This is a genomic window from Paenibacillus chartarius (genome assembly GCF_042432825.1).
Lineage (GTDB): Bacteria > Bacillota > Bacilli > Paenibacillales > NBRC-103111 > Gordoniibacillus > Gordoniibacillus chartarius.
On sequence record NZ_JBHLWN010000071.1, the window covers coordinates 116,868 to 130,367 of the forward strand.

The 13,500-nt window shown below is 52.9% G+C and carries 14 protein-coding genes; all 14 read left to right on the forward strand.

Annotated features, from left to right (window positions below):
* Positions 1-6 precede the first annotated feature (6 nt).
* Positions 7-1,329 carry an FADH(2)-oxidizing methylenetetrahydrofolate--tRNA-(uracil(54)-C(5))-methyltransferase TrmFO gene (gene trmFO / locus ACFFK0_RS18005; RefSeq protein WP_377471689.1) on the forward strand — a complete coding sequence of 441 codons (1,323 nt, stop codon included), beginning with the start codon at positions 7-9 and terminating at the stop codon, positions 1,327-1,329.
* A 194-nt stretch (positions 1,330-1,523) separates the two neighbouring features.
* The gene (hslV, locus tag ACFFK0_RS18010; protein ID WP_377471691.1) at positions 1,524-2,066 is read left to right on the forward strand and encodes an ATP-dependent protease subunit HslV; all 543 of its coding nucleotides are present in this window, start codon (positions 1,524-1,526) and stop codon (positions 2,064-2,066) included.
* 1 nt (position 2,067) lies between these two features.
* On the forward strand, positions 2,068-3,477 hold the full coding sequence (gene hslU, locus ACFFK0_RS18015) for an ATP-dependent protease ATPase subunit HslU (protein ID WP_377471692.1): 1,410 nt from the start codon (positions 2,068-2,070) through the stop codon (positions 3,475-3,477).
* 31 nt (positions 3,478-3,508) lie between these two features.
* Positions 3,509-4,288: a GTP-sensing pleiotropic transcriptional regulator CodY gene (gene codY, locus ACFFK0_RS18020; RefSeq protein WP_377471693.1), complete on the forward strand. Its 780-nt coding sequence runs from the start codon at positions 3,509-3,511 to the stop codon at positions 4,286-4,288.
* 269 nt (positions 4,289-4,557) lie between these two features.
* Positions 4,558-4,965, forward strand: coding sequence for a flagellar basal body rod protein FlgB (gene flgB, locus ACFFK0_RS18025; protein WP_377471746.1), 408 nt, complete (start codon positions 4,558-4,560; stop codon positions 4,963-4,965).
* Positions 4,966-4,968: 3 nt separating this feature from the next.
* Positions 4,969-5,418, forward strand: a complete 450-nt coding sequence (flgC, locus tag ACFFK0_RS18030; protein ID WP_377471694.1) for a flagellar basal body rod protein FlgC — start codon at positions 4,969-4,971, stop codon at positions 5,416-5,418.
* A gap of 83 nt (positions 5,419-5,501) precedes the next feature.
* A complete protein-coding gene (gene fliE / locus ACFFK0_RS18035; RefSeq protein WP_512700676.1) occupies positions 5,502-5,756 on the forward strand; it encodes a flagellar hook-basal body complex protein FliE in 255 nt (84 codons plus the stop codon).
* A gap of 56 nt (positions 5,757-5,812) precedes the next feature.
* On the forward strand, positions 5,813-7,408 hold the full coding sequence (fliF, locus tag ACFFK0_RS18040) for a flagellar basal-body MS-ring/collar protein FliF (protein ID WP_377471696.1): 1,596 nt from the start codon (positions 5,813-5,815) through the stop codon (positions 7,406-7,408).
* A gap of 35 nt (positions 7,409-7,443) precedes the next feature.
* On the forward strand, positions 7,444-8,439 hold the full coding sequence (gene fliG, locus ACFFK0_RS18045) for a flagellar motor switch protein FliG (RefSeq protein ID WP_377471747.1): 996 nt from the start codon (positions 7,444-7,446) through the stop codon (positions 8,437-8,439).
* Complete coding sequence (locus tag ACFFK0_RS18050; protein ID WP_377471697.1) at positions 8,432-9,241, forward strand: FliH/SctL family protein; 810 nt, start codon at positions 8,432-8,434, stop codon at positions 9,239-9,241. The genes fliG and ACFFK0_RS18050 overlap by 8 nt, the downstream gene beginning before the upstream one ends.
* 3 nt (positions 9,242-9,244) lie before the next feature.
* Positions 9,245-10,570: a flagellar protein export ATPase FliI gene (gene fliI / locus ACFFK0_RS18055; protein ID WP_377471698.1), complete on the forward strand. Its 1,326-nt coding sequence runs from the start codon at positions 9,245-9,247 to the stop codon at positions 10,568-10,570.
* 5 nt (positions 10,571-10,575) lie between these two features.
* Positions 10,576-11,025 carry a flagellar export protein FliJ gene (gene fliJ, locus ACFFK0_RS18060; RefSeq protein ID WP_377471699.1) on the forward strand — a complete coding sequence of 150 codons (450 nt, stop codon included), beginning with the start codon at positions 10,576-10,578 and terminating at the stop codon, positions 11,023-11,025.
* 30 nt (positions 11,026-11,055) lie between these two features.
* Complete coding sequence (locus ACFFK0_RS18065) at positions 11,056-11,988, forward strand: hypothetical protein (RefSeq protein ID WP_377471700.1); 933 nt, start codon at positions 11,056-11,058, stop codon at positions 11,986-11,988.
* A gap of 42 nt (positions 11,989-12,030) precedes the next feature.
* Positions 12,031-13,488, forward strand: a complete 1,458-nt coding sequence (locus ACFFK0_RS18070; RefSeq protein WP_377471701.1) for a flagellar hook-length control protein FliK — start codon at positions 12,031-12,033, stop codon at positions 13,486-13,488.
* Positions 13,489-13,500 lie beyond the last annotated feature (12 nt).

Genomic DNA, 13,500 nt, shown 5'->3' on the forward strand with positions numbered 1-13,500 from the left:
GAACGATTGGCATCTGAGCAGAGAGTAACCGTCATCGGAGCAGGTCTGGCCGGCAGCGAAGCCGCCTGGCAGATCGCTTCGCAGGGGGTTCCGGTGACGCTGTATGAGATGCGCCCGGTAGTGAAGACACCGGCGCATATTACCGACAAATTCGCCGAGCTTGTATGCAGTAATTCACTGCGGGCAAACGGTTTAACGAATGCGGTAGGCGTATTGAAGGAAGAAATGCGCCGCATGAATTCGCTTATTTTGGCAAGCGCCGACCGTCACGCCGTACCGGCGGGCGGAGCGCTTGCGGTAGACCGCGATAACTTCTCGGGAGCAGTGACGAGTGCACTGCGCGAGCATCCTCTCATCGAAGTGCGCAACGAAGAGCTGCAGGACATACCGGAAGGCATCGTCATCGTCGCAAGCGGCCCGCTGACTTCCCCGGCACTGTCGCAGAAGCTGCAGGAGCTGCTCGGCGAGACGTATTTATATTTCTATGATGCAGCGGCGCCGATAGTCGAAAAAGATTCGATCGATATGAACAAGGTATATCTCGCTTCCCGATACGACAAAGGAGAAGCGGCCTATCTCAACTGTCCGATGACGGAAGAGGAATTTAACGTTTTCTATGATGCGTTAATCACTGCGGAGGTTGCAGCAGTTAAGGACTTCGAGAAGGAAATTTATTTCGAAGGCTGCATGCCGATCGAAGTGATGGCTAAGCGCGGCAAGCAGACGGTTCTGTTCGGGCCGATGAAGCCGGTAGGCCTAATTAACCCGCATACCGGAAAGCTCCCATATGCGGTCGTGCAGCTGAGGCAGGACAATGCGGCGGGAACGCTGTACAATCTGGTCGGCTTCCAGACGCATCTGAAGTGGGGGGAGCAAAAACGTGTGCTTTCGCTCATTCCCGGTTTGGAAAACGCCGAATTCGTCCGTTACGGTGTCATGCATCGCAACACGTTCATCAATTCTCCGCGGCTGCTTAAACCAACGTATCAATGGAAAGGCGCCGACCGCATCTTCTTTGCGGGACAAATGACCGGGGTCGAAGGCTACGTCGAATCGGCGGCCTCCGGACTGATCGCAGGTCTGAATGCAGGGCGGTTGGCCCGCGGCGAGCCACTGCTCGTGCTACCATCCGAGACAGTGCTTGGAGCGATGGCGCACTACATTACGACGGCGGATTACTCGCATTTCCAGCCGATGAATGCAAACTTCGGATTGCTGCCGCCGCTTCCGGGGAAGTTTAAAGGCAAGAAGCTCAAGAACGAGCAGCTGGCGGCGCGGGCAATCGATTCGATTGCGCAGTTTGCGCAGCAGGAAGTTCTTAACGCTTGAAGTGATTCCAATGGCTGTGCTACGATGGTGAGGCTGTATCTGTTATCGGTTGTAAGATATTGTCGAAAACTGACCATTGGACAAACAGGCAGTCCACGTTCATATTTTTCATGACGGCAGCGAATGGACTCAGCGATTCGCTGTTTTCTTTCCATTCATAGCTAAAAATTTATTTAACGAGGAGCGATACAGCGATGGACTCCTTTCACGCGACCACCATATTCGGCATTCGCCATCAAGGTAAAGGCGCAATTGCCGGAGACGGTCAGGTAACTTTCGGCAACAGCATGGTCATGAAAAGTACGGCGAAAAAGGTACGCAGACTTTACCGCGGGAAAGTGTTAGCAGGCTTCGCCGGCTCGGTAGCGGATGCGATTACGCTGTTTGAGAAGTTTGAAGCGAAGCTGGAAGAGCATCACGGCAATTTGCAGCGGGCGGCCGTCGAGCTGGCCAAGGAATGGCGCTCGGACCGCGTCTTGCGCAGGCTCGAGGCGATGATGATCGTGATGGACGCTACAGGGTTGCTGCTTATTTCTGGAACAGGCGAGATCATCGAGCCCGATGACGGTATTTTGGCAATTGGCTCAGGCGGCAGCTTCGCGCTCGCGGCAGGGCGGGCGCTGCACCGGCATGCACCGAACATGAGCGCGAAGGAGATCGCGAAGGCTGCGCTCGAAATGGCTGCCGACATCTGCGTCTTTACGAATCACAACATTATCGTGGAGGAGATCGAATAAGATGAAGAACAACTCCTTGACACCGCGAGAAATTGTGCAAGAACTGGACAAGTACATTGTAGGCCAGAAGAAAGCCAAGAAATCGGTGGCCGTTGCGCTGCGCAACCGTTACCGCCGCAGTCTGCTTGAAGAATCGCTGCGGGAAGAGATCGTACCGAAAAACATTTTGATGATCGGCCCTACCGGCGTGGGGAAGACGGAAATCGCACGCAGGCTTGCTAAGCTTGTCGGTGCGCCGTTCGTTAAGGTGGAAGCGACGAAGTTTACGGAAGTCGGCTATGTTGGCCGCGATGTAGAGTCGATGGTTCGCGATCTTGTTGAAACGTCGATTCGGATGGTGAAAGCGGAACGGATGGAGAAGCTGAAGGACCGCGCCGAAAAACTCGCAAACGACCGACTGGTCATTTTGTTGGCTCCGAGTCCTAATAAAAGCAAGCCGCAAAAAAATCCGTTCGAAATGCTGTTCGGCGGCAACGCAGGGGCCAACACAACGGCGGAGCCGGCGGACGACGACCGCGATGCCGGTCTTGCTGCCCGACGTCAGCAAGTGCGCGAGCAGCTGGCACGCGGCGAGCTGGAAAACGAACAGGTTGAAATTGAAGTCGAAGACCATACCCCCAATATGCTCGATATGCTGGGCGGCGGACAGGCCGGCGAGCAAATGGGCATGAACATGCAAGAGATGTTCGGCTCCTTGATGCCGAAGAAGACGAAGAAGCGTAAGCTGCCGGTTAAAGAGGCGCGCAAAGCTTTGACGCAGGAAGAAGCTCAGAAGCTGCTTGATATGGACGACGTCATTCAGGATGCTGTCGCGAGGGCCGAGCAGTCCGGCATTATTTTCATCGATGAGATCGATAAAATAGCAAGCGCGGGTCGCGGAGGCGGTCCTGACGTATCCCGGGAGGGTGTACAGCGAGATATTCTTCCGATTGTCGAAGGCTCGACCGTCATGACCAAGTACGGCCCGGTGAAGACGGATTATGTGCTGTTCATCGCCGCGGGGGCGTTCCATGTCTCCAAGCCGTCGGATTTGATTCCGGAGCTGCAAGGACGGTTCCCGATTCGCGTGGAGCTGAGTTCACTGACGCTCGAGGACTTCGTATCGATTTTGACCGAGCCGAAGAACGCACTCACGAACCAGTATACGGCGCTGCTGCAAACGGAAGGCATCAAAGTGACGTTCGCTCCCGAAGCCATACGCGAGTTAGCCCGCATCGCGGCGGACGTCAATCAAAACACCGAAAATATCGGGGCTCGCAGGCTGCATACGATTTTGGAAAAGCTGCTGGAAGACTTGTCGTTCGAAGCGCCTGACATCACTTTAGAGGAAATCGTCATCTCTCCGGAATACGTTCGCGAGAAGCTGGGAGATATCGCGCAGAACCGCGATTTGAGTCAATATATTTTGTAATGCAGATATGCAATAGCAGGAGGCACCCGACATGACGTTACTAATGAAAACCCGGAGGCTCACAAGACTCCTTCAGAACGAAGCCGGACATGCCGTGAATTTCATGGATATGGCCGAGGTGCTGCGGGAGACGATTGCCGCTAACACCTATGTCGTGAGCCGTAAAGGAAAAATCCTCGGCTTTGCGCTTACGAATGACGTTCAGTCGGTGGAGACCGGCCTTATGGTGCAGGAACGCCGTTTCAAGGATGAATATAATGAGATTCTCATGAAGGTAGACACGACGGCCAGCGACAACGACAACGACCCGTTGAAAAATTTGACGGCGAAGGTCGGAAACATGTTCGAATTCAAGCATTTAATGATCGTGCCGATCGTCGGGGGCGGGACAAGGCTAGGGACTTTAGTCCTATCCCGCAAGCAATCGCCGTTCGTTGACGACGATATGATTATAGCTGAATATGGTTCCACAGTAGTGGCAATGGAGATTCTTCGGATGCGTTCGGAGGAAATCGAGCTGGAAGCACGGAGCAAAGCGGTCGTTCAAGTGGCGGTCGGTTCTCTATCGTTCAGTGAGCTTGAAGCTGTCGAACATATTTTTGAAGAGCTCGATGGCAATGAGGGACTGCTTGTAGCTAGCAAGATTGCCGACCGTGTCGGCATTACACGCTCCGTTATCGTGAACGCACTCCGCAAACTGGAGAGCGCAGGCGTCATCGACACTCGTTCGCTTGGAATGAAAGGCACGTACATCCGGATTTTGAACGACCAGCTCGTTCAGGGAATCGAGCAGGTGAAGGCGAAGTCATAATTTTCCTATGTAATAAGCACTAATTTCATAAAGTTCGTTGTATATTACTGAAAGCTCCGTCTGTTGGGATGGGGCTTTTTTCTTATTGCCAGAAGTGACGAATTCCAGCATGATAGTACATATCGCCTGAGTCTGCGGGGCAAAGGCGCTCCTACATTCTGACAAGCGTGTTACAATTTTTTTTAGAAATACGTCGAATTGTAGGAGGAGAATTAAGAACACATGTGGAATACAGATGAGGAACAAACAGCGAAAGAGGGAAAAGTGTGATGGTTTTGCTGAACAAGCCGGGCTTTACGATGATGGAACGCTCGCTCGACGCCTCCGCACTTCGACAAAAAGTGATAGCGAATAACATCGCGAATGTGGATACGCCTAATTTTAAACGTTCGGATGTGCTGTTCGAGGAATTGCTGGAGAATGAAATGAACGGCGGGGTGTCGGGAATTGTCGGTAATCGCACAAACCCTCGTCACTTCTATATCGGCAACCGGTCGGCACAAGTTGAGGCGAAAATTCAAACGGACGAGTCGACCACTATGAACAACAACATGAATAACGTCGACGTCGATTACGAGATGTCTTTGCTCGCCAAGAATCAACTCCGCTACAATGTTATGATTCAGCAGGTGAATGCGGATTTTCAAAAGCTGCGCACGGTTCTCGGGGGGAGATAATGTATGAGACTGACAAATGGCTTTGATATCAGTTCTTCCGCCTTAACGGCGCAGCGGTTCCGGATGGACGTTATTGCTTCTAATATTGCCAACGCGGACACAGCCCGCGCGAAGCTGGTGGACGGCAAATGGCAGCCATACGCCCGCAAGCTCGTCACGTTCGAGCCGAAGGCGCAGGCCTCGTTCCAGCAAGTGCTGAACGGCGCAATGGCGGACAGTTCCGGGCAAGGCGTGAAGGTTACGCAAGTGACGGAGGATACGTCCCCTTTCAAGCAAGTGTACAATCCTACGCATCCCGACGCGGATGCGAACGGGTTCGTCCTGATGCCGAATGTGGATGTGTTGAAGGAAATGGTCGATATGATCTCGGCTACACGGTCATACGAAGCGAATGTAACGGCGCTGAACGCCAGCAAGTCTATGATTGCAAAAGCACTTGAAATCGGCAGATAAAAACGCGTCCATCAACTCTGGGGGGATAAAACTTGATTGAGAAAATCGCTTATAAACCGCTGACGCTGGCAGGAAACGCCACTATATCTTCTAACGGCGCAGGAGCGGCGGAGGTTGCAAATTCGTTTGGTTCTTTTTTGAATAATGCGATCGAAGACCTGAATGCACAGCAAAATACGGTGGACCGGCTGAATCAGCAGTTTGTCAAGGGCCAGCTGTCCGATGTTCATCAGTTGACGATAGCTTCCGAGAAAGCGTCGATTGGCCTTCAGCTCGCCGTACAAATGCGCAACAAGGTTGTCGAAGCTTATCAAGAAGTTATGCGGATTCAAGTGTAATCCTCTCCCGGATAACGGCTAGAGAGAGAGACCATTTTCTCGGATGAGGTGACAAAGTGAACGAGACTGTTCTCCAATATTGGAATAACGTCAAACAATATTGGAATCGATTCAGCAAGGTTCAAAAATGGATGTTCGGAGCAACGGTAGCGGCACTCCTCATCGTAATCGCACTTATTACGTACAACATGTCGAAGACGGAGTACTCGCTCGCGTTTACCGATCTTCAGCCGAACGATGCGGCGAACATTAAGAACTATTTGGACGAATCCAAAATTCCTTATAAGCTCAGTGCCGACGGGAAGAGCATCGGGGTTCCGACAAACGAAGTAGCAAACGTAAAGATCGCCGTCGAATCGCAAGGGCTGAACAAAAGCGGTTCTATCGGATATGGCGCATTTCAGTCAAACAGCATGTTCGGCATGAGCGACCAAGTGTTTAAGGTCAAATACGTCGAAGCCATGCAGGGAGAGCTGCAGCAGCTCATCAATTCCAACAGCGCCATCAGCGGTTCGAAGGTGCTGATCAATTATCCGGATCAAGGCGTGTTCCTTACGGAGAATCAAGAGAAGGCTTCCGCTTCCGTCGTGCTTCAGGTGAAGCCGGGCTACAAGCTCGATCAGGCGAAGATCGATACGATCTATAATCTCGTATCGCACAGCGTGAAGGACTTGCCGATTGAGAACATTACAATCACGAACCAAGACGGAGAAGCGATGCCTTACTCCAAAGCTTCGGGCGCGGGAACAGCGTTGTCGACCGTAACGAGCAATCTGGAACTGAATAAGCAGTTTCAAATGGATATTCAGAAAAATATAACGAATCTGCTTGGCACCATTCTCGGCAAGGATAAAGTAATCGTCAGCGTTTTCTCGACGATGAACTTCGACCAGCAGACATCGCATCAACAGCTTGTAACGGCTCCGAATGAAATTGACCAGAAGGGTCTGGAGATTTCGCTGCAGGAAGCTCAAAAGTCCTATGAAAGCGACGGAGGGTCGGCGGCAGGCGGTGTGCCGGGTACGGGTCAATCGGATGTGCCGAACTACGTAGCCGGTTCGAGCAGCGGAAAGTCGAACAGCGAAGAGACATCCCGGACGGTTAATCTCGAAGTGAACCGCATTACGAACGATATCATTTCTACTCCATATGTCGTAAGGGACCTTAGCGTCAACGTCGGGATCGAACCTCCGAATCCGGATGATCCGAATTCGCTAACACAGGAAACGAAGGACGCTGTGCAGCGGGCGCTTGTCAACATCGTCCGCGCCGCATTGGCTGACAACAAGCAAACCTATACGGATGCGGAACTGGCTAATAAAGTGACGGTATTTGCGCATTCGTTCGCCCGTACGGAGGTTAATAACGCTTCGGCAGCGAACGCTTGGCTCACTTACGGCGGCATTGGTCTTGCGGCGCTCGCACTCGGCGGTGTCGGCGCATACGCGCTGTTACGACGCAGAAGACAGCAGCAGCTGGAAGAAGAAATGGCTGCCGCGGCAGCGGCGGAACCAGCAAAGGTCGAGTATCCGACCATCGATATCGACAACGTATCCAACGAGAATCAGATGCGCAAGCAGCTGGAGACTTTGGCCAAAAAACGGCCTGAAGATTTCGTTAACCTGCTTCGCACTTGGCTCGTCGATGAATAGAGGTGTACCCATTGGCTAAAGCAGCCCAGCAGCAAATGCTGACAGGACGACAGAAAGCCGCAATTTTGCTGATTAGCTTAGGTCCGGATGTGTCCGCCCAAATTTTCAAACATTTGCGGGAAGAAGAGATTGAGCAGCTGACTCTTGAGATTGCCAATGTGCGCAAAGTCGATTCGATGGAGAAGGAAGCGATACTGGCTGAATTCCATCAAATTTGTCTGGCGCAGGAGTTTATCTCCCAGGGCGGTATTACGTATGCCAAGGATATTCTCGAGAAGGCGCTCGGCTCTTCGAAGGCGATGGACATTATTAATCGTTTAACGGCTACGCTGCAAGTGCGTCCGTTCGATTTTGCGCGAAAAGCCGACCCGGCTCAAATCTTGAACTTTATTCAAAATGAAAATTCACAGACAATTGCGCTCGTATTGTCCTATTTGCAGCCGGATCAATCTTCGATTATCTTATCTTCTCTGCCGCAGGATAAGCAGGCTGACGTAGCGAAGCGGATTGCGCTGATGGACAGCACGTCGCCGGAAGTTATCGCTCAAGTGGAGCGTGTTCTGGAGCAGAAGCTGTCGGCAACCGTAACGCAGGACTATACAAATGCCGGCGGCATTTCCGCAATCGTGCAAATCCTTAACGGGGTCGACCGCGGTACGGAACGTACGATTCTCGATTCCCTGGAGATTCAGGATCCGGAGCTTGCGGAAGAAATCAAAAAGCGGATGTTCGTGTTCGAAGATATCGTCAATATCGACAACCGCTCGATTCAACGGATTATCCGCGATATCGAGAACGCCGATCTGCAGCTTGCACTTAAGGTGGCGAGCGAAGAAGTGCGAGAGGCTATATTTAAAAACATGTCGAAGCGTATGGCCGAGACGTTCAAAGAAGAAATGGAATTTATGGGGCCCGTTCGGCTGCGTGACGTCGAGGAAGCGCAAACCCGAATCGTCTCGACGATCCGCCGCTTAGAGGAGTCCGGTGAAATTATCATCGCCCGCGGCGGAGGAGATGATATCATTGTCTAACATCTACAAGGCGCATAGCTATGTTCCGGTTGACGATAAGAAGCTCATCGAAGCGCTTCGGCTCGTCTTCCCTTCGCCAGCCGAGGATCAGGGGCTTTCGCCCGAGCAGCAAGCGGAGCTGGATGAGGCGAACGAGTTGAAGACGCAAATTCTCCGCGATGCCGAGTCGTTTGCACAAGAACAGATCGACAAGGCGATGCAGGAGACGGCTGCGATGCGCGAGCAAGTTCAGCTCGAGATCGATGCATGGTGGCGGGAAAAGCGCGACCAGGATGAAATGATTGTTGCGGAAGCACGGCAATCCGGTTTCGAGCAAGGATACCGGGAAGGGCTCGCTGAAGCGCAGGCCGAAGTGCTTCGTCAATACGACGAGATGCTCCAAGAAGCTCGTACCATACTGGAACAAGCTTATACGCGTAAACAGCAAATTATTGCCGAAGCCGAACCGTTCCTGATCGAGCTTAGCTGCTCGATCGCGGAGAAAATTGTCGATCGGCAGCTGACGCTGGAACCGGGCTGGACGATCGATCAAATTAAACGGCTGCTGCAGCGGCGTAAGGAGAAAGGGACGATCACGCTTTGCGTTTCTCCGTCGCAATACGCGTATATTCAGGATGCCCGGGAAGAACTGCAAAATGCGATTGATTCTCAAGCGGAGCTGGAAATTTTGCCCGATTCGACCGTTCAGGATCTAGGTTGCGTCATTCGATCTTCATTCGGCAGTATTGACGCGAGAGTCGATACGCAGCTGCGGGAGATCAAGTCGGCGCTTCAGGAAATTGCCATGAGAGGCGAGGAATGACGTATGGCAACGGTACCGCAAGCCGGCAAATATATGGATGTACTCCGCCAGCTCGATCCGATCCGCATCAACGGTAAAGTGACGCAGGTGATCGGGCTGACCGTGGAGTCCGAAGGTCCTGATGCGAGCATAGGCGATGTTTGTTATATTTATCCTCCGAAGTCGTCGAAGCCGCTCAAGGCTGAAGTCGTCGGTTTCCGAAACAACAAGGTTATCTTAATGCCGCTCGGAGAGCTGAGCTCTATCGCTCCCGGCTGCGAAGTCGTCGGTACGGGCCGTCCGCTTACGGTGCAGGTCGGGCACGAGCTGCTTGGCAAAGTGCTGGACGGACTTGGGCAGCCGCTGGATGGTTCGTTCCTGCCGTCGCGCATGACGCATTATCCGACGATGAATACGCCAGGCAATCCGCTGCAGCGGCTGCGGGTAAGCGAACCGATATCTGTCGGTGTTCGCGCCATTGACGGCCTGTTGTCTATAGGCAAGGGGCAGCGGGTCGGCATTTTTGCAGGTTCGGGGGTCGGCAAAAGTACGCTGATGGGGATGATCGCGCGCAATACGTCGGCCGATGTGAATGTGATCGGACTGATCGGCGAGCGGGGACGCGAAGTGCTCGATTTCATCGAACGTGATCTTGGACCGGAAGGCCTTGCGCGTTCGGTTGTCGTCGTCGCTACGTCGGACCAGCCGGCGCTCATCCGCATCAAGGGTGCGCTTATCGCAACCAGCATCGCCGAATATTTTCGGGAACGGGGTCTTAACGTCATGCTGATGATGGACTCCGTCACCCGATTCGCTATGGCGCAGCGGGAAGTCGGTCTAGCCGTCGGGGAGCCACCGGCAACCCGCGGTTACACGCCATCGGTATTCGCGACGCTGCCGAAGCTGCTGGAGCGGTCGGGGACCGGGGCGAAAGGCTCGATTACGGCGTTCTATACCGTTTTGGTCGACGGTGACGATATGAACGAACCGATCGCGGATGCGGTTCGAGGCATTCTCGACGGTCACATCGTCTTGAACCGGGATTTGGCGAATAAGGGGCATTATCCTGCCATTGATATTTTGTCCAGCGTCAGCCGTGTGATGAAAGAAATCGTTCCGAGAGAACAGCAGGAAGCGGCCGATTATTTAAAAAGGCTGCTCGCCATCTATAAAAGTTCGGAAGATTTGATTAACATTGGGGCGTATCAGCGCGGATCAAACCCCGAAATTGATATGTCCTTGCAGTACATTCAATCGATATGGGATTTCACGAAGCAGAGGACGGACGAGAAGCTATCGTTCGAGGAAACGCAGCAACGGCTGATTGCCGATTTTTACCGAGGTGAATAAGGGGCATGAAATTCCGGTACGCGTTCCAGCAAATCGTTGATTTGAAAAATAACGAACGTACTCAGGCCGAATGGGTCTTATCGGAGGCGATCGGCGTGCTTCGCACCGAACAGACGATGCTGGATACGCTCGAAGCGGAGAAGCAGCGTCTGCAGCAGGAGCTTGCGGGAACGACCGAGCGGGTGACGACGATTTCTCATATGCAAGGCATGCAGCATTATGTGAATCATTTGCATCGGCAAATCGAGAAGAAGCATGTCGACGTTCGGCAAGCGAAGCAGCATGTCGAACAGAAACAGCAGCTGCTGACGGACCGGATGGTGGATGAGAAAGTATGGACGAAAGCGCGCGATAAAGCATTTCGCCTGCACACGGCCCTCACGCTCAAGAAAGAGCAAGAGGCGTTGGACGAGATGGCTTCGGTCCGATACCTTCGCTCGTCTCCCCAAGTGTAAGATGAAGCGGCTACGTAGGAGGAATGGAAGATGGCAAGCCCTGATGCGGAGAACTCGTCGTCATACGGTGCGATGGAACGGTTTTTGATTTGGTTTTTGATCCCATGCGTGTTCACGTCCGTGCTGCTCGGGGTGCTGTTTTCAATTTTTGATACAAACGTGAAAAACACGGTGCTCCGTACGGCGAACAGCATACCGGTTATTGGCTCTTTGGTTCCGGACCCGGTTGACAAGGCCAATGGGGAAGGGAGTGCCTCGTCAAAGACAAGCTCGGATGCCTCGGTGAAAGCGAGCAATGACCAGATCGCCGCGCTCAATGCGAAAATCGCCGACCTGGAAAGTTCTTTGAGCAAGGCGACTGAAGTGAACGCACAAAAGGATCAGTCGATCAAAGACTTGCAGACGAAAATTACGGATTTGACGGAGCAGCTGAATACAAAAACGCAAACGGATGAGGAGTACACGAAGCAGGTGCAGCAGCTTGCTTCGATCTACAGCAAGATGGATGCAGGGAAAGCGGCGCCAATTATTGAAAACTTGGCACCTAAAGAGCAGGTGTTGGTGCTTAGCATGATGAAACCTGATAATCAGGGAGCAATTCTGGCCAAGATGAATCCGAAGCTGGCTGCTGAAGCCTCGATCGCTTTAAAGGATGTCGTGCCGGTAAAAGATCGCGAGATTGCCGCCCTGCAAAGCCGGCTCGCTATTCAAGGCGGGGGGACGACAACTGCGGCGACTCCGCAGCTGACCAAGAGCGACATCGGTCAAACGTTTGGGAACATGACGCCGAAGAGTGCGGCTGACGTTTTGATTCAGCTGCAAGGAACGAGCCCTGACCGTGTAATTTCGATTCTTAGCTCGATGGATACGGCTGCCCGCTCGAAAGTGCTGACGGCGATTTCCGATGCCAACAAGGAAATGGCGGCAACGATTTCGTCCAGACTGGCTGCATCCGCTAACTGACTCGGGAAAACTCATTTTGCTTGAAGGGAGGTGAGAAAGAAAATGGAAATAACGAATGTATCAGTCCCAACTCCAGCTGCAGCTTCGACTAGCTCAGGATCTACAGGTGCAGCGTCCGGCAAAGCCGGCGGTTCCGGCGAACTGGATTTTTCGGTCATTATGGCGAATCAACAAGCGGTTGACGATTCGGCAGAAGGCACGACGACCGACACTCAACTATCTTCGTTAATGGGATTGCTTCAAATGCTGCAGCAACTCATTGCTCCGTTGCGCGGATCGGCTGCGGTCTCCTCAAAGAACGATGGACAGGATGAGCAAAGCCTCCCCGAATTGCTGGTTCAAGCGTTAAATAAGAATTCGGAGCTGACCGATGCGTTGCTGAAAGATCCGGAAATGCAGAACTGGCTGGCACAAGCGGCCGCATTGATTCCGGTACTGAGCCAGTCGAGCCAAACTTCCGTAACGGGAGCCGCCCAGGTGGCGTCTGGCATCCAGCCTGCACAGGACCAGCTGTCCGCACAAGAAACGCTGCTGCATTTCGCCGCACTTGTCGGGCAATCGCCGAACAATCCGATCGTACGTCACTTGATGAATGAGCTTCGTCAAACCGTTGAACCGTTGTTGTCGGCAGTCGCTGGGCAAGAAGCACCTGCCGTTGCCGAAGAAGTGACGGTGCAAGCTCTTGAAACGCAAGTGCGTAAAGGTGAGGCCGGCGGAATGCGTTCGGGAACGGGGATCGACTCGTTGAAGCTCTCCGGTAACGAAACATTCAGCGTAGATGCCGCTCAGGCTTCGGACAGCGCGATTCAACAAACGAAGTCAAAGCTGGAGGTACTGGCAGCCCGCAGCAGTGCTGTAGCTGCAGTGGTTCAGCAAATCCAAACCGGACAAGGAGCTAAAGAAAGCGGCTCCGAAGCAGGCGGACAGGATTCGATGGCATCGCAAACGCCAGTTGTACCGCTACAGGATTTATTGAAGACGATTCAACAGGCAGAAGCTGCGCCTAAGATGGCACAAGCTACGATTCCAGCGCATACGTTCGTTCGAGATATGAGCGGTTTCATGGTGTCGAACATGAAGCTGTCGATGAATGAAATGATGAAGGAAGCCAGATTGATTCTTCATCCGGAGCATCTTGGTCAAGTCGATGTGAAGATTACGCTTCAATCGAATGGCCAGCTCGTAGCCCAGTTTATGGCCGATAACGCTGCCGGAAGACAATTGCTTGAGAGCCAGCTCCCGCAGTTAAGACAAGCGCTGCAAAACCAGGGCTTGCAAGTCGAGCGTCTGGAAGTGTCGCAGCAAGCCGCTGCTTCGGGTATGTTCCAGCAATCCCATCAGCAAGGCGGTAATGGTCAGCCATTTGCCCGCAATCAGCGCGAGCGCGTAAACGAGACGGATACCGTTGACGGTGAATTGACCAATGACCTGCGTACTTTAGCGGAACATCGTCAAGAAAAATTGAAGTCTTCCGGCTCTTCGTTCGACGAAACAGCGTAATTATAAGGAGGT